A 16158-nucleotide genomic window follows, 5' to 3' on the forward strand; every position below is an offset into this window, starting at 1 on the left:
TTCGGAACCACCACGGGCAAGCAGCCATCAGCCACACCCCACCGCTCCGGGCATCCGAGACATCGATCCCGGACATCAACAATCTTATGGAGCAGCCGTGAGCGCCGCGCGTACCTGGCGACAGTTCGGCGACGGGCCGCTGTCCCGGATCACGTCCCGGGTCTACATCCTGCTCGTCGTCGAGCTGCTGTTCCTGCTCACCACCCTGCCCGGCCTGCTCCCGATGCTGCTGCTGGGCCGTGACCCCAGCAACCTGCCGCTGGCCGCCGTCCTGCTGGTGCCGGTCGGCCCGGCACTCTCGGCCGCCCTGTACGCCCTGCGCCACCAACGCAGCGACCTGACCGACCTACGACCCGCCGCCGTGTTCTGGCGCGGCTACCGGGCCAACCTGTCCGGCGTGCTGCGCGTCTGGGTGCCGACGCTGCTGTGGCTGACCGTGCTCGCCGTGAACCTCGCCTACCGGGGCGCGGTCGGGCTCCCCGGCTGGTGGACCGTGCCGCTGGTCCTGCTCGCGGTGGGTGTGACGCTCTGCGCGGCGAACGCCCTGGTGATCACCTCGCTGTTCGACTTCCGCAGCCGGGACGTACTCCGACTGGCCGTGCACTTCCTGGTGCGTACCCCCGGTGTCACCGTCGGCAACGCGCTGCTGGTCGCCGCGGCGGCCGCGGTCACCGCGGTCTTCTCCGAGGCCGTGCTGGCGATGCTCGGTTCGGTCGCGGTCCTGGCGCTCCTGCGCGTCAGCGACCCGATGGTCCGGCTGATTCAGAACGAGTTCCTCCGATGAGCCCGCCCGGCACCGTGCCCTTCGGGGGCGACGACACCCGAACGTGGGGAAGCTGGCGTACGGTGTCGTCGTGCTGAGGGAGGATCGATGAACGCCGAAGAATGGGTGGACCTGGAGCAACTGATGTTCGTCGAGGAGCCGCTGGACACGGACGAGCCGCGCGTACACCCGGCCTGGCTGCCACCTGAGGCTTTCCGGACCCTCGGCGCGCGCCGCGTTCTCGTCCACGGAGACGGGTTGCTCGTCGACACCGTGCTCGACGAGGTGTCGCGGGCCTGCGCGCGCTACGGCGGACGGGTGTGGCACAACCCCTCCTGGGACATCGACGTCGACCTGGTGTTCGCCCTGCGGGGCGCGGGCGAGTTGCCCGGCCCGGCGATGGAGGCGGCACGTGTTGAGGTCGCCGACGGGATGCTCGGCAAGGAGGGGTTCCTGCTGACCCACGCCGGCCCGGTGACCGTGGTGCTGGCCGACGCGCCCGCCGGCCTGCTGTACGGGCTCTTCCACGTGGTCCGGCTCTGCGCGGCGGCCTTCGACCCGACCCGCCCGCCGGAGCGACACCGGCCCGCGCTGCGCCGACGGATGCTGAACCACTGGGACAACGTGGCCGTGCACCCGGTGATGGGCCAGGTCGAACGGGGCTACGCGGGGGGCTCGATCTTCTGGCAGGACGGCCGGTCGCGCCGCGACCTGGCGCGCATCCGCGAGTACGGCCGACTCCTGGCCGCCAGCGGCGTCAACGCCATCTCGGTGAACAACGTCAACGTCGCCCGTACCGAGGCGCTGCTGCTGACCGACCGGCTCGGCGACGTGGCCGAGATCGCCGACGTGCTGCGTCCGTACGGCATCCGGGTGCACCTGTCGGTCACCTTCGCCGCGCCGATGGTCCTCGGTGGCCTGTCGACCGCCGACCCGCTGGACGAGAAGGTGCGGGGCTGGTGGGCGGAGACCACCCGCAACGTCTACGACCGCATTCCCGACTTCGGCGGCTACGTGGTGAAGGCCGACTCGGAGGGGCAACCCGGCCCGTTCACCTACGGACGCGACCACGCCGACGGGGCCAACCTGCTGGCGGACGCGCTCGCCCCGCACGGGGGAGTCGTGCACTGGCGGGCGTTCGTCTACAACCACCACCAGGACTGGCGGGACCGGTCGACCGACCGGGCGCGCGCCGCGTACGACCACTTCGCCCCACTCGACGGGCGGTTCCGCACCAACGTGATCCTCCAGGTGAAGTACGGTCCGGTGGACTTCCAGACCCGCGAGCCGATCTCCCCGGTGATCGCCGCGATGCCCGCCACCCGACTGGCGGTGGAGTTGCAGGTCACGCAGGAATACACCGGCCAGCAGCGACACATCTGCCACCTCGGTCCCTGGTGGAGTGAGGTGCTGCGCTTCGCCCTCTGGGGGCCGGGCGGACGCTCGGTGGCCGACGTGGTGGCGGGGGCGGCGGACGCCGGCGGTGGCCTCGTCGCGGTCGCCAACACCGGCGACGACAGGTTCTGGACCGGGCACCCGTTGGCGCAGGCCAACCTGTACTCGTTCGGGCGGCTCGCCTGGAATCCGGAGCTGGACCCGACGGCGGTCCTCGACGAATGGATGACGCTGACCTTCCCGCCGTCCGCCACCGCCGACCCGGCCCTGGTGCGGCGGACGCTGCACGAGATCATGGACGACTCGTGGCGCACCTACGAGCGGTACACCGCCCCGTTGGGCGTTGGGTTCATGGTCAACCCCGATGGCCACTACGGCCCCGGCGTCGACGGGTACGAGTACTCGCGGTGGGGCACCTACCACTTCGCCGACCGCGACGGCGTCGGCGTGGACCGCAGCCGTGCGTCGGGCACCGGCTTCGCCGGCCAGTACCCGCCGTACTGGGCCGAGGTGTACGAGACTCCGGAGACCTGCCCCGACGAACTGCTGCTCTTCTTCCACCATGTGCCGTACCGGCACGTCCTGCGAAGCGGCTCGACTGTCATCCAGCACATCTACGACACGCACTTCGCCGGTGTCGAGGAGGTGGTGGCGATGCGCCGCAGGTGGCAGACGCTGAACGGGATGATCGACCCCGCCGTGTACGAGCGGGTGGCCGAACGCCTCGACGAGCAGGTGCGGTCCGCCACCGAGTGGCGTGACCAGATCAACACGTACTTCTTCCGCAAGTCCGGGGTGCCGGACGAGCGGGGGCGGCGTATCCACTGAACCGGCCGGGTGCCGGTGGCGCGGTCACCAGGGGTGGACCGTGCCGTCCTCCAGCCGGTTCACCGGCAGGTACGCCGGCGAGTACGGGTGACGGGCCGCCGCCTCCTCGTCGATGTCCACCCCGAGACCGGGAGACTCGGCCGGGTGCAGGTAGCCGTCGGCGAAGTGGTAGCCGTGCGGGAACACCTCGTCGGTCTGCTCGGTGTGCCGCATGTATTCCTGGAGGCCGAAGTTGGGGATGGAGATGTCGAGCTGCAACGCGGCGGCCATGCAGACGGGGGAGAGGTCGGTGGCGCCGTGTGATCCGCTGCGGACGTGGTGCAACGCCGCGAGGTCGAAGATGCGACGCAGGTGGGTGATCCCACCGGCGTGCACCACGGTGGCCCGGATGTAGTCGATGAGCTGCTCCCGGATGAGCTGGGCCGCGTCGAAGATGCTGTTGAACACCTCCCCGACGGCGATCGGGGTGGTGGTGTGCTGCCGGATCAGGCGGAAGCCCTCCTGGAGGTCGGCGGGGACCGGGTCCTCCATCCAGGTCAGCGCGTAGGGCTCCAGGCTGCGGCCGAGCCGGGCCGCCTCGATCGGGGTGAGCCGGTGGTGCACGTCGTGCAGCAGCCGCAGCGTCGGGCCGAACTCGTCGCGTACCTGGGCGAAGACCTTCGGCACGTGCGCCAGGTAACGGGGGGTCGACCAGGTCGCCTCGCTGGGCAACGCCGCGTCCGCCGGCTCGTAGAAGAACTTGTCGGTGCTGACCCCGTACGTCTTGGGTAGGCCCGGCACCCCGCACTGCACCCGGACCGCCCGGTAGCCGAGGTCGACGTAGCGGGCGACCTCCACCAGCACGTCCTCGACGGTCTCGCCGTTGGCGTGGCCGTACACGGTGACGCCCTCGCGCGACCGTCCACCGAGCAGTTGGTAGACCGGCAGGCCGGCGACCTTGCCCTTGATGTCCCACAGCGCGGTGTCCACGGCGGCGATGGCGCTCATCGTGACCGGGCCGCGCCGCCAGTACGCCCCCTGGTACAGGTACTGCCAGGTGTCCTCGATGCGGGCCGGGTCCCGACCGATCAGCAGGGGCGCCACGTGGTCGCGCAGGTACGAGGCGACGGCCAACTCCCGGCCGTTGAGGGTGGCGTCCCCGACCCCGGTCACCCCCTCGTCGGTGACGATCTTGAGAGTGACGAAGTTGCGGCCCGGACAGGTCAGGATGACCCGGGCATCGACGATCCTCACTGAATCTCCTTCGTGCCCGCAGGCGTCGTCGGCGGACGCGCATCGAGGGGCGAGAGGGATGTGAAAGTCCGGCACGTTTCGAGAACCTCCCGATAATAGCCCGCGAGCCGCCACCGACGGTCGGACCCGCCCGTGCGAAGGGTTGCGCAGGTGAGCCCGGAATCCGTTGCGGCGAAAGGTTTCCGGAAGTCTTGACAATCGAGTGCGGTCGATCGAAGCTGACTTCGTCACGCGAGCCGCGGTCAGGGTCGGGCGAAGGGCAGTCCTCGACTTCAGTCCCCTTCCACGCGCCTATCTCCCGAGGGATCGCGATCGATGACACTCAAGACAAGGCTGCTCGGTGCCGCCATGGTGGCCCTGACGCTGGCCGGCGCCGCGCTGACCGTCGCCACCCCGGCGTCGGCGGCGACGTTGACCCAGGTGACCGGCTTCGGCACCAACCCCACAAACCTTCAGATGCACCTGTACGTCCCGGACCGGGTTGCCACCCGACCGGCGATCCTGCTGGCCCTGCACTACTGCACCGGGTCGGGTCCGGCATTCCACTCCGGCACCCAGTACGCGTCCCTCGCGGACCGGTACGGATTCATCGTGATCTACCCATCGGTGACCCGCAGCAGCAAGTGCTGGGACGTGGCGTCTCCGCAGGCCCTGCGTCGTGGCGGAGGCAGCGACCCGGTCGGGCTCATGTCGATGGTCGACCACGTGCGGCAGCGCTACGCCGCCGACCCGGCGCGGATCTTCGCCACCGGCACCTCGTCCGGAGCGATGATGACCAACGTCATGCTCGGTGACTACCCGGACGTGTTCGCGGCGGGCGCTTCCTTCGCCGGTGTGCCGTTCGGCTGCTTCGCCACCGGGGGCAGCTCCGAGTGGAACAGCGAGTGCGCCAACGGACAGCTCATCAGGACCCCGCAGCAGTGGGGGGACCTGGTCCGCGCGGCGTACCCGGGCTACACCGGTCCGCGACCACGCATGCAGATCTGGCACGGCACCAACGACGAGACGCTGCGCTACCCGAACTTCGGCGAGCAGGTCAAGCAGTGGACGAACGTGCACGGGCTGAGTCAGACCCCGACGTACACCGACTCGCCGCAGTCCGGCCACACCCGCACCCGGTACGGCAGCAGCGGCCCGATGGCACCGGTCGAGGCGATCAGCATGCAGGGTGTCACGCACAACCTGCCGGTCGACGCCGCGCAGGTCATCCGCTTCTTCGGGCTGGATGGCACCGCGCCGCCCACCACACCGCCCCCGACGACACCGCCGCCCACCACACCGCCCCCGACCACGCCACCGCCCACCACGCCACCGCCCACCACGCCGCCCCCGACCACGCCGCCCCCGAACGCGGGTGCCTGTCGGGTCGGCTACGCGGTCAACGCCTGGAACAACGGGCTCACCGCGAGCGTGACCATCACCAACACCGGCACGGCCGCCGTGAACGGGTGGGCACTGGCCTTCACGCTGCCCAGCGGGCAGGCCATCACCGGCGGCTGGAACGCGCAGTACTCGCCGACCAGCGGTGCGGTGACCGCCCGCAACGTCTCCTACAACGCCACCATCGCCCCGAACGCCTCGGTCGAGATCGGCTTCCAGGCCACGCACGGAGGCGGCACCGGCAAACCCTCGTCGTTCACCCTGAACGGCGCCGCCTGCTCGGTGTCCTGACTGTCCCTGCCACCCCACCACCACCACAGAAGGAGCCACACGATGAGAAACACGAGATGGAAGGCGGCATCGAGGGCCGTGGTCGCGCTGACCGGCGCGGGTGCCCTCGCCGTCGGCATGGCGCTGTTCGTGACGGCACCCGCCTCCGCCGGGACCACGCTGGGCGCGTCCGCCGCCGAGAAGGGTCGCTACTTCGGTACGGCGGTGGCGGCGTACAAGCTCTCGGAAAACGCGTACACCACGATTTTGAACCGTGAGTTCAACATGGTGACGCCCGAGAACGAGATGAAGATCGACGCCACCGAGCCGCAGCAGGGCCGGTTCAGTTACGCCTCGTCGGAGCAGATCGTCAACCACGCTCGCAGTCGCGGGATGCAGGTACGCGGTCATACCCTGGCGTGGCACGGCCAGCAGCCTGGGTGGATGCAGAGCATGGAGGGCACCGCGCTGCGCACCGCGATGCTCAACCACATCACGCAGGTGGCGACCCACTTCAAGGGGCAGATCTATTCCTGGGACGTGGTGAACGAGGCGTTCGCCGACGGTAACTCGGGTGGTCGCCGGGACTCGAACCTGCAACGTACCGGCAACGACTGGATCGAGGCCGCGTTCCGGGCGGCCCGCGCCGCCGATCCGGGCGCGAAGCTCTGCTACAACGACTACAACACCGACAACTGGACCTGGGCCAAGACGCAGGGCGTCTACAACATGGTGCGGGACTTCAAGGCCCGTGGTGTGCCGATCGACTGCGTGGGTTTCCAGTCGCACTTCAACAACGACTCGCCGTACGCCAGCAACTACCGCACAACGCTGTCGAGCTTCGCGGCGCTGGGTGTGGACGTGCAGATCACCGAGCTGGACATCCAGGGGGCGTCGGCGGACACCTACCGCAGGGTCGTCGAGGACTGCCTGGCCGTGGCCCGCTGCAACGGGATCACGGTGTGGGGCATCCGCGACAGTGACTCGTGGCGAGCCTCGCAGACGCCGCTGCTGTTCAACAGCAACGGCTCCAAGAAGCCGGCGTACGACGCCGTCCTCGCCGCGCTGAACAACGGCACCACGCCGCCCACGACGGCCCCGCCCACAAGCGTCCCGCCGACCACCGCGCCGCCCACCACGGCCCCGCCCACCACGGCCCCGCCGACCACTCCTCCGCCGGGGCAGGGTGGCTGCACCGCGACGGTGACGGTGAACCAGTGGACCGGCGGCTTCGTGGCGAACGTACGGGTGACAGCCGGCTCGGCGGCTCTCAACGGCTGGACCGTGACGATCACGTTGCCGTCCGGCGCGACGGTCACCAACTCCTGGAGTGCCAACTCCAGCGGTACCACCGGCACGACGAACTGGACGAACGTGTCCTACAACGGCCGGGTCGGCGCCGGGCAGTCCACCGAGTTCGGCTTCCAGGGCACCGGCACCGTAGGCAGCCCCAGCCCCACCTGCGCGGCCAGCTAGACGGATCACCGCCCCCCGGCCCTCACTGATCAAGAGGTTTGCGTCATCCTGCCTGGCGTGTCATGACGCAAACCTCTTGATCATCGGGCGATGTGGCGGGGAGGAAGGCACCGACATCGGTGCGGAGCAGGCCCACCGAGCTTGATCGATGTTTCCGGTCACGCCTGGGCGACGACGAGGAAGATCGGCACGACAACGAGGATCCGGTTCGCGCTGGCGCGCTCGGCCTGCTCGCCGAGCCAGATCTCCTCGTCGGTGATCCGCTTCACCACGTCGAGCGCGGTGTCGTCAGTGAACACGGCGGTGTGCACCTCGACGATCGGGTCGGTGAACCCGGCGTCGAGCAGCAGGTTGCGATACCTACGGGCAACGCGTGGCGACGGCAGCGAGTCCGCCTTCTCGTGGACCAGCCGACGGGTGGTCTCCGAGTCGTCCGAGTCGATGGCGATCAGGTCCCAGTCCTGCCCGAGCAGCACGGCTCGGCCGCCCGGCGCGAGCACCCGCCGGGCCTCGGCCACGGCTCGTGCCGGGTCGTCGAGCACGTGCAACACCTTGTCCGCCCGGTAGTAGGTGACCGATCCGGTCTCCAGCGGCAGCTCGGTGGCGTCGCCGACCTGGAACTCGCCGGCCGGCCAGCGCTTACGGGCCATGGCGATCATCTCGGGATCGAGGTCGACACCGAGCGCGTGGGCTCCGCGCTCGGCCAACTCGGCGACGGCGCGGCCGCTGCCACAGCCAACGTCGACGACGGTTCGGCCGGTGAGGTCGCCGAGTAACTCGTAGGAACGGGCTCGCAGTTCGACGGCCGCGGGCTTGCTCTCGATGGCATCGAGGACAGCTAGAAGACTGGACATGCCCGCCATGCTCGGACTTAATGTCGACGTGAAGTCAAGCATGATGACAATCGGGGACGTGGCCGACCACTTTGGCCTGCCAGCGCACGTACTGCGGCACTGGGAGTCGGTGGGCCTGCTCTGCCCCGCCCGGGTCACCGGCGGTCGTCGCCGCTACACCCGCGACGACCTGTTCCGGGTGGCCTCGATCCTGCGCGCGAAGCAGGCCGGCCTGTCGCTGCCGGACATCCGGGCGTTCCTCGCCGCGGGGGACCCCGCCGTTCGCAAGGACGTGCTGCGCCGCAACCACGGCGTGCTGCGAGCCAGGATGGCGGCGCTGCAGTCGGCGCTCGATCTGTTGGAGGCCGGGCTGAACTGCTCACATGAGGACGTCACGACCTGCCCGAACTACCGCGGCCAGTTGGCGGAGCTGGTGGAGGTCGGGGGCAGCGGCTAGTCGCCGGAGTATCCCCAGAAGTAGATCTCCTCCGGCTTGCCCTGCTCGTCGTGCAGGACCGCGCAGCGGCCGAACCAGGCCTGCGAGGCCAGCCCTTTGATCGCGTCCAGGTGCTCGCGGGTGAGTCGCTCGGTGCCGGCCTCGCGCAGCGCCTCGGCGGCGCTCACCGGCTCGACCGTGCCGAAGTCGGGCTTTTCACGCTCGGCCAGGACCCGGTAGACGTCGAGGATGGAGTGGGTGCCCATTTCCTGCACCCACTCGTCGTTGAACAGCTCTTCCATCGTGGCCGGGCGGTGGGGATAGTCGCTGGCCACGTTGGGGGTCTCACCCCGGGCCCACCAGTAGTCGCCCTCGGCGAAGACGGTGTCCCGCAGGGCGTCCAACGCCGCGTCCAGGTCTGGCTGGTACGTCACAAGGTAGCTCCATCCGGATGCGCCCACCGCTGCCTCTTTCCTCCAGCTCCCAACAGTGCCGGCACGGTAGCGGGCAGCACCGACATCGCGACCACGACGTGCGCGTGGCGTTTGTCGCGCCCAACCCGTACGGCCGCCTTGATCAGGTGTGATGTCAGGGCTGGTCCCGGACATAAGCCCGATAGGGGGTGCTGCGGACGTGGTGGAGGAACAGTTCACCGAGCTGTACAGGCGTCATCACGATCACGTGTGGCGGTATGTGGCTCGCCGGGTTATCGGGTCCGACGTCAGTGACGTGGTCGCCGAGGTGTTCCTGGTGGCGTGGCGTCGCCTGGCCGACGTGCCGCCCGCTTCGGTGCTGCCGTGGCTCTACGGCGTGGCCCGATTGGTGCTGGCCAACGAGGCGAGGGGGCGACAGCGGTGGCGGGAGTTGACGCTGCGGGTCGCGGCGGAGCCGGGCCGGTCGGTGGAGGACGACCACGCCGACGAGGTGATCAGCCAGCGTGACGTCGTGACCGCCTTCGCCCAGGTGTCCGACGCTGACCAGGAGATCCTGCGGCTGGTGGCCTGGGAGCGGCTGACCCCGACCGAGGCGGCGGTGGTGCTCGGGTGCTCGAGAGCGACGTTCGCGATGCGGTTGATGCGTGCCCGCCGTCGGCTTCGGGCGCGGTTGGATGTGACCGCTGACGGGGTGAGCCGACCATCGGCCGAGGCGCCGTCGATGAATGTGGGTGGGTGACATGAAGACCCTCGATGAAGTACGCCAGTTGCTGGGTGGCCTCGATCCGGCGCGCGACGTTCTTCCCGCCGACGAGCAGCGCCAGGCTGCGGACCTCGCTCGTATCCTCGCCACGGATCGTGCGCGGTCCACCGGTCGTCGTGTCCTCCCGCGACGCCGCTTCGTGCTGGCGGCCGGCGCGGCGGTGCTGGTGTTGGCAGCCGGGATCGTCACGCTTGAGGCGGTGCGGGAGCCGCAGCCGGTGTGGGCGGTCACCCCGGCGATGCTGACCTACGGCCCGGCGCCGACCACGGAACGGGCCGACGTTCGGCTGCGCCGCCTGGCCGGGGTGGCGGCCGCACAGCCGACGGCACCGAGGCCGGCGGGAACGGTGGAGCACCTGGAGTCGGCGAACTGGTTCCTCAACTCCTCGACCTCCGGTGGCCGGACGACGTCCGCCGTCGTACCGCAGCAGTGGCGGTCCTGGCGAACCGACGACGACGCCGGCCGGATGGTGAAGAAGGAGCTGCCGCCAGTCTTCCGCGCCGAGGCCGACCGGAAGGAGTGGCAGCGGCGGGGCGGTCGGGTCGACTTGTCCCGAGAGACGACCGACTACGCCGCTGGTGAATTCACGCCGGGCTGGCCGGGTGCGGTGCCGACGGACGTCGCGACGCTACGGACGTGGCTGGACGCCGGCAGCCCACCACCCGAGGCGCCGGTGCAGTATCTGGAGGATGTCGCTCAGTTGGCCGGTGTGCGGCTGCTGAATCCGGCGCAGCGGGCCACGACGCTGCGGCTGCTGGCCGACCTTCCGGGCATCACCGTGACCGGGACCGTCACCGACCGGGCCGGCCGCGCCGGTGAGGCGTTCTCGATCACGTCCAGCGCCCATGGGCTGCCCGCCCAGTACACGGTCATCATCGACCCCGACTCGGGTGTGCTGCTCGGCTACGAGGAGGTGTTGACCACCACGGCGGGCAGGTTGAACGTGACGATCCCCGCGGTGATCACCTACCGGTCGTATCTGGTCGCGGAGTACGTCCCGTTGCCAGGCTGAACGGCTCAGCCGTCGATGCGGGTGATGTTGCGGATCTTGTTGGACGCGTCCAGGGCGGCCACCTTGTACGCCTCGGCCAGTGTCGGATAGTTGAACACCGCGTCGATCAGGTAGTCGATCGTGCCACCGCAGCCCATCACCGCCTGCCCGATGTGGACGATCTCGGTGGCGGCGGTGCCGAACACGTGCACCCCGAGCAGCCGGCCGTCCTCGGGGGAGACGAGCAGCTTGAGCATGCCGTACGAGTCACCGACGATCTGACCTCGGGCCAGCTCCCGGTAACGTGCGATGCCGACCTCGAACGGAGTCGAGGTGTCGGTGAGCTGCGCCTCGGTCTGCCCGACGAAGCTGATCTCCGGGATGGTGTAGATGCCGATCGGTTGCAGGCCGTGCATCTCCCGGATCGGTTCGCCGCAGGCGTGCTGGGCCGCCAGTCGACCCTGCTCCATCGAGGTGGACGCGAGCGCGGGAAAACCGATCACGTCACCGACCGCGTAGATGTTGTCCACCGAGGTGCGGTAGTTGGCATCCACCTTGATCCGGCCGCGTCGGTCCGCCTCCAACCCGGCCGCCTCCAGGGCCAGGTCGTCGGTCTGACCCTGCCGACCGGCCGAGTACATGACCGTGTCCGCGACGATCTTCTTGCCGCTCTTGAGGATGCACAGCGCGGCGGTCTGGTGCTTCTCCACGGCGGCGACCTCCTCGCCGAAGCGGAACGCCACGGACAGGTCGCGCAGATGGTATTTGAGCGACTCGATCACCTCGTCGTCGCAGAAGTCGAGCATCCGTTCGCGGCGCTCCACCACCGTCACCTTGGTGCCGAGCGCGGCGAACATCGACGCGTACTCCATGCCGATCACGCCGGCGCCGACCACGACCATGCTGCGCGGGACGGCCTGCAGGTTGATGACGCCGTCGGAGTCCACGATCGTCCGGTCGTCGAAGTCGACGCTGTCCGGGCGGGCCGGGCGGGTGCCCGCCGCGATGATGATTTTGTCGAAGGTCACCCGCGACTCACGGCCGGAGCCGCCGTCGACCCAGATCGAGTGCGCGTCCGCGAAGCGGCCGGTGCCGGTGATCAGCGCGACCCGGTTGCGGGCCAGTTGATTGAGGATGACGTCGGTCTGCCGGGTGATCACGTGCTGGGTCCGGGCCGCCAGGTCGCTGACCGTGATCTCTTCCTTGACCCGGTAGTTGCTGCCGTAGAGGTCTCGCTGACTCAGCCCGGTCAGGTAGAGGACGGCCTCGCGCAGCGTCTTGGAGGGGACCGTGCCGGTGTTGATGCACACCCCACCGATCATGTCGCGGCGGTCGACGATGCCGACCCGCCTGCCGAGCTTGGCGGCAGCGATCGCGGCCTTCTGACCGCTGGGTCCGGAGCCCAGCACCAACAGGTCGTAGTCATACACAACCGCTAGCGTCGCAAGATGTCGCGACTGGCGCCAGACCCCGGAGCCGAGCGTTATTCGTCTGCCACCACGCAGAGGCCGCCGTTGAGCGTGATCTCCTGGGGCAGTTGCGTGCCGGAGGCGACGAGCCCCAGCGACACCGTGCCGCCCGGCGGGATCACCGCGTTGCGACCGGTGTTGCCCACCCGCAGATAGCTGTTGTTGGGACGGTCGACGACCTTCGCGCCCCAGATGCCGTGGACCTGCTGGCTGGCCCAGAACCGCCACGTCATCGTCCACCCGTTGATCGCCGTGGTGCCGGTGTTCTTCACGGCCAGGTGCGCCACGAAGCCGTCCGACCACTGCCGCACGTCGGACCGGACTTCGCAGCTCGGCGGTGGTGGCAGGGTGGTGACGGTGACCGGTGCCGACAGGGGGGACAGGAGTCCGACCTCGTCGCGGGCCTGCACCACGAAGGTGTACGTGGTGTTCGGCGTCAACCCGCCGATCTGGGTGCTGTTGACCGGCGGGTACTGGGACACGTCGCGGACGAAGGTGAGCGCGCCGCCAGCGCCGACCCGGAACACCTGGTACCGCTCGAGCGCGGCGTTCTCCACCGAGTGTGTCCAGCGGAGCCAGACCTGCGTGGCGGCCACGTCGTACGCCACCGGTTGACCCGGCGCGCCCGGCGGTTGGTCGTCCCCCGGTGACATGGTGAACCGCAGGGGCCCGGTCGACGGTGAGCTGTTGCCGGCCGCGTCCAGCGCCCTCACGAAGAAGGTGTACGTGCGTGACGGCTGCAGGTCGGTGAGCCGAATGCTGTTGGTGTCGGTCGACCAGGTCCTGCCGTTGTCCTCGAACTGCGCGGAGACCGGGTAACTGACCACCCCCACGTTGTCGGTCGAGGCAGCCCAGGTCAGCTCGACCCAGGTGGTGTCGATGGCGGCGATGGTGATCGGGCCGGGGGCGGTGGGGGATTCGGTGTCGGCGGCGGCGTAGGCCGGGGTCGCGCCGGTGGCGACCAGGGCCGCCGTGAGCGCGCAGGCAGCCAGTGCGGCGGCCCTGGACCGGACGCCGCGCCACGCATGATCGCGCAAGATGATCGCCTCGCTTTCGGGTGACCGCAGCGGACCAGTCATCGACTGATGACGATGGTAGGCCAGTGGCGGTCGCGTCGCTGTCCCCGTCAGCCGACGAGGCGGCGTTCCCAGGCCCACGCGGCGATCTCCACCCGGTTGCGGGCCTTGAGCTTCATCTGCACGCTCGCCAGGTGGGTCTTGACCGTGCCGACGGCGATGAACAGCCCGGCGGCGATCTCGGCGTTGGTCAGGCCCCGGGCGACGAGCTTCACGACGTCGAGTTCCCGTGGTGACAGCCCGGTGTCGCCGCGCGCCGGGGCGGGCGAGCTGAGGTGCTCCAGCAGCCGTACCGTGATGGAGGGGCTGATCAGCGCGTCGCCGGACACGGCCGCGCGGACCGCCTCCACCAGCAACGTCGGGCCGGAGTCCTTGAGCAGGAAACCGCAGGCGCCGTTGGAGAGCGCGGTGTGCACGTACTCGTCGAGGTCGAAGGTCGTCACCACGACCACCCGGATCGGGTCGGCGACGCCCGGCCCGGCGATCAGCCGCAGTGCTTCGAGTCCGTCGAGGCGGGGCATCCGGATGTCCAGCAGCACCACGTCCGGGCGCAGCCGTCGGGCCAACTCCACCGCGACCACCCCGTCGGCGGCCTCGCCGACGACCTCCATGTCCGACTGCGCCCCGATGATCATGCCGAAGCCGGTCCGGACCATCGCCTGGTCGTCGGCGATCAACACCCGGATCATCGCCCCACCGCCGCCCGCAGCGGGAACGCCGCGTCGAGCACCCAGCCGCCGGCGACGCCGGGTCCGGCGGTGATCGTGCCGCCGAGGGCGCGTACCCGCTCGGTGAGGCCGATCAGGCCGAAGCCGTGGCCCCGGGCGGGCGCGGTCCGCCCGGCCGCGCCGTCGTCGGCGACCCGGACGAGCAACCAGTCCGGGGTACGACGCACGGCGACGTCCACGGATCGGGCGTCCGGGGCGTGCTGGCGGGTGTTGGTCAGCCCCTCCATCACCACCCGGTACGCCGAGGTCGAGACCTCCACCGGCAGCCCGTCCAGGTCACCGTCGACGTGTAGGCGTGCCGGGGCGCTCGCCGTGCCGTTGAAACCGGCCAGCAGCGGCGGCAACTCGGTCACGCCGGCCAGGGGGGCCAACGGCGCGTCCGGCGGGCTGTCCGGGTTGCGCAGGATCCCCACCATCCGGCGCATCGAGGCCATCGTCTCCGTGCCGGCCCGCTCGATCTGCTCCAACGCCACGATCACCCGACGAGGGTCCTGCTCGGCGACGAACCGGGCACCCTGCGCCTGCACCACGATGCCGGTCACGTGGTGGGCGATGAAGTCGTGCAGGTCACGGGCGAACTCCGCGCGCTGCTCGGCGCGCACCAGCGCGATCGCCCGGTCCCGGCCGGCAGCCATGATCCGCAGGTAGAGCCCCACCCCGGCGGCGCCGGCCGCGGCGAGCACCTGGAGCAGCCCGAAGATCACCAGCAGGTTCTCGGTGCCGGAGCGCAGCGGCAGCGCGGCGACCGCCAGCCCGACGGCCACCGCCGCCCACGGGGCGAGCCGGGGCGCGCCCCAGCGGGTGACCACGAAGACCACACCGATCAGCCCGGCCGACTCGGCGAGCCCCCAACTGCTGCTGAACAGGTAGATGTCGTTGGAGAAGAGCAGGACGGCCGCGGTCACGGCCAGTGAGACGAAGGCGAGCCCCAGCGCGGCCAGCGGCAGCAGCCGCGAACCCAGCCGGTGTACCGGCAGCCAGAGCGGCACCGTCGCCACCGCCAGCCCCATCCGCACCAGCAGGAGCAGGAGAGCGGCCAGGCTCTCCGGCGCCCCGAACCGGAGGTCGAAGAGGGCGAGCAGCCCCATGGCCAGCAGGCCGGCGGCCTGGGCCAGGCGTACCCACCAGTGTCGAAGATCCGGCGTGCTCATGGTGACCCAGCGTAGCCAGCGGACGGCGCGGGCAGATCGGCCGAAAGACAGACCCGGCGCCGGCGATACCCGGCCACGGGCCGATGTGCCCACCCGCCCACGGCGGCGAGGCTGTCCGGGCCACATCGCAGCCACCGGCTGTCCAGCCACATCGCAGCCACTGGAGGAACAATGACAACCCACGCCCCGCCGGAGACCAGCCACGCCGCGGTCGCCGCGGTCGACCTGGTGAAGGTGTACGGCAGCGGCGACACCGCCGTCCGTGCCCTGGACGGGGTCTCGGTCGGCTTCGGCCGGGCCGAGTTCACCGCCATCATGGGCTCGTCCGGGTCCGGCAAGTCGACGCTCATGCACTGCCTCGCCGGCCTCGACACGGCCACCTCCGGCCGCGTCCTGCTCGGCGGCACGGAGTTGACCGGCCAGTCGGACCGGACGCTGACCCGGGTCCGCCGGGAGCGGATCGGCTTCGTGTTCCAGTCCTTCAACCTGCTGCCGCAGCTCACCGCCGCACAGAACATCACCCTGCCGCTGGACCTCGCCGGCCGTCAGCCCGATGCCGAACTCCTCACGCACCTGGTGCGGATGCTGGGCCTCGGTGACCGGCTCAACCACCGCCCCAGCGAACTCTCCGGCGGCCAGCAGCAGCGGGTCGCGTTGGCCCGCGCCCTGGTGGCCCGACCCGAGGTGGTCTTCGCCGACGAGCCGACCGGCAACCTCGACTCCCGCTCCGGGGCGGAGGTGCTCACCATCCTGCGCGACTCGGTACGCGACCTCGGCCAGACCGTCGTCATGGTCACCCACGACCCGATCGCCGCCGCGTACGCCGACCGGGTGGTGCTGCTCGCCGACGGGCGGGTCGCCGGCGAGATCGACAAGCCGGACCAGGTGTCGGTCACCGACGCGCTGCGTGACCTGGCGGCCCGTCGATGAGG

General features: G+C 70.2%; 15 protein-coding genes. 8 read left to right on the plus strand and 7 right to left on the minus strand.

From position 1 onward, the window contains the following. Positions 1 to 97: 97 nt before the first annotated feature. Both AB0C01_RS31770 and AB0C01_RS31775 read left to right on the plus strand, forming a co-directional pair. Positions 98 to 784, plus strand: coding sequence for a DUF624 domain-containing protein (locus AB0C01_RS31770; protein ID WP_357572881.1), 687 nt, complete (start codon positions 98 to 100; stop codon positions 782 to 784). Positions 785 to 871: 87 nt separating this feature from the next. Then, on the plus strand, positions 872 to 2986 hold the full coding sequence (locus AB0C01_RS31775; protein ID WP_357572882.1) for an alpha-glucuronidase: 2115 nt from the start codon (positions 872 to 874) through the stop codon (positions 2984 to 2986). 24 nt (positions 2987 to 3010) lie between these two features. Here AB0C01_RS31775 and manD read toward each other — a convergent pair whose 3' ends face one another. Further along, positions 3011 to 4219 (minus strand): D-mannonate dehydratase ManD, encoded by a 1209-nt coding sequence (manD, locus tag AB0C01_RS31780; protein ID WP_357572883.1) that lies wholly within the window; start codon positions 4217 to 4219, stop codon positions 3011 to 3013. Positions 4220 to 4534: 315 nt separating this feature from the next. Here manD and AB0C01_RS31785 point away from each other — a divergent pair, with 315 nt between their 5' ends. Then, the gene (locus tag AB0C01_RS31785; RefSeq protein WP_357572884.1) at positions 4535 to 5890 is read left to right on the plus strand and encodes a PHB depolymerase family esterase; all 1356 of its coding nucleotides are present in this window, start codon (positions 4535 to 4537) and stop codon (positions 5888 to 5890) included. Positions 5891 to 6007: 117 nt separating this feature from the next. Beyond that, entirely contained in the window at positions 6008 to 7345 is a 1338-nt protein-coding gene (locus AB0C01_RS31790; RefSeq protein WP_357572926.1) for an endo-1,4-beta-xylanase, read from the plus strand. A 158-nt stretch (positions 7346 to 7503) separates the two neighbouring features. Here the strand turns inward: AB0C01_RS31790 and AB0C01_RS31795 are convergent, their stop codons facing one another. Beyond that, the gene (locus tag AB0C01_RS31795) at positions 7504 to 8199 is read right to left on the minus strand and encodes a methyltransferase domain-containing protein (RefSeq protein WP_357253414.1); all 696 of its coding nucleotides are present in this window, start codon (positions 8197 to 8199) and stop codon (positions 7504 to 7506) included. 40 nt (positions 8200 to 8239) lie between these two features. Here AB0C01_RS31795 and AB0C01_RS31800 point away from each other — a divergent pair, with 40 nt between their 5' ends. Next, entirely contained in the window at positions 8240 to 8635 is a 396-nt protein-coding gene (locus AB0C01_RS31800) for a MerR family transcriptional regulator (protein WP_357572885.1), read from the plus strand. Here AB0C01_RS31800 and AB0C01_RS31805 read toward each other — a convergent pair. Next, complete coding sequence (locus tag AB0C01_RS31805) at positions 8632 to 9048, minus strand: hypothetical protein (RefSeq protein ID WP_357572886.1); 417 nt, start codon at positions 9046 to 9048, stop codon at positions 8632 to 8634. The genes AB0C01_RS31800 and AB0C01_RS31805 overlap by 4 nt on opposite strands. A gap of 199 nt (positions 9049 to 9247) precedes the next feature. Here AB0C01_RS31805 and AB0C01_RS31810 point away from each other — a divergent pair, with 199 nt between their 5' ends. Further along, positions 9248 to 9787 carry a sigma-70 family RNA polymerase sigma factor gene (locus AB0C01_RS31810; protein ID WP_357253408.1) on the plus strand — a complete coding sequence of 180 codons (540 nt, stop codon included), beginning with the start codon at positions 9248 to 9250 and terminating at the stop codon, positions 9785 to 9787. A 1-nt stretch (position 9788) separates the two neighbouring features. Further along, positions 9789 to 10823, plus strand: a complete 1035-nt coding sequence (locus tag AB0C01_RS31815; protein WP_357253407.1) for a CU044_5270 family protein — start codon at positions 9789 to 9791, stop codon at positions 10821 to 10823. A 5-nt stretch (positions 10824 to 10828) separates the two neighbouring features. Here the strand turns inward: AB0C01_RS31815 and sthA are convergent, their stop codons facing one another. The 4 genes from sthA to AB0C01_RS31835 form a co-directional block, all read right to left on the minus strand. Beyond that, on the minus strand, positions 10829 to 12232 hold the full coding sequence (gene sthA, locus AB0C01_RS31820) for a Si-specific NAD(P)(+) transhydrogenase (RefSeq protein ID WP_357253405.1): 1404 nt from the start codon (positions 12230 to 12232) through the stop codon (positions 10829 to 10831). Positions 12233 to 12285: 53 nt separating this feature from the next. Beyond that, positions 12286 to 13308: a cellulose binding domain-containing protein gene (locus AB0C01_RS31825; RefSeq protein ID WP_357253403.1), complete on the minus strand. Its 1023-nt coding sequence runs from the start codon at positions 13306 to 13308 to the stop codon at positions 12286 to 12288. A gap of 89 nt (positions 13309 to 13397) precedes the next feature. Next, complete coding sequence (locus AB0C01_RS31830; RefSeq protein WP_355029714.1) at positions 13398 to 14036, minus strand: response regulator transcription factor; 639 nt, start codon at positions 14034 to 14036, stop codon at positions 13398 to 13400. Beyond that, positions 14033 to 15226, minus strand: a complete 1194-nt coding sequence (locus AB0C01_RS31835) for a histidine kinase (protein WP_357253400.1) — start codon at positions 15224 to 15226, stop codon at positions 14033 to 14035. Before AB0C01_RS31835 ends, AB0C01_RS31830 begins: the two co-directional genes overlap by 4 nt. Before the next feature lie 171 nt (positions 15227 to 15397). On the opposite strand from AB0C01_RS31835, the gene AB0C01_RS31840 reads away from it, so the two are divergent. Further along, a complete protein-coding gene (locus AB0C01_RS31840; RefSeq protein WP_357253398.1) occupies positions 15398 to 16156 on the plus strand; it encodes an ABC transporter ATP-binding protein in 759 nt (252 codons plus the stop codon). Positions 16157 to 16158 lie beyond the last annotated feature (2 nt).

It is taken from the genome of Micromonospora sp. NPDC048905, from assembly GCF_040649655.1.
Classification (GTDB): domain Bacteria; phylum Actinomycetota; class Actinomycetes; order Mycobacteriales; family Micromonosporaceae; genus Micromonospora.